Annotated in this window: 1 protein-coding gene; it reads left to right on the forward strand. The window is 57.5% G+C overall.

Annotated features, from left to right (window positions below; translation table 11 throughout):
* The coding region (locus tag HU729_RS25635) for an immunoglobulin-like domain-containing protein (protein ID WP_186711937.1) at window positions 1-214 on the forward strand (214 nt) is incomplete at both ends.

Consider the following 214-nt stretch of genomic DNA (forward strand, 5'->3'; position numbering starts at 1 on the left):
GGTCACCATCGCGGCAGGTCAGACTCAGGTTGAGTACAAGGCGCCGGCACAAGGTGATGACGTCTTCAAAGATTCCGGTTCGCTCACCGTTGGCATCAGCGATGCAACCGTCCCAGGCAAGACCTTCGAGAATCTGGAGCTGGGTGGCTCCGCCACTGTTCAGATCACTGACACCGAAAGTGAGGTTGTCGCCACCCTGACTGCAGACAAAACC

The organism is Pseudomonas sp. RW10S2 (assembly GCF_014268985.1).
Taxonomy (GTDB): Bacteria; Pseudomonadota; Gammaproteobacteria; order Pseudomonadales; family Pseudomonadaceae; genus Aquipseudomonas; species Aquipseudomonas wayambapalatensis.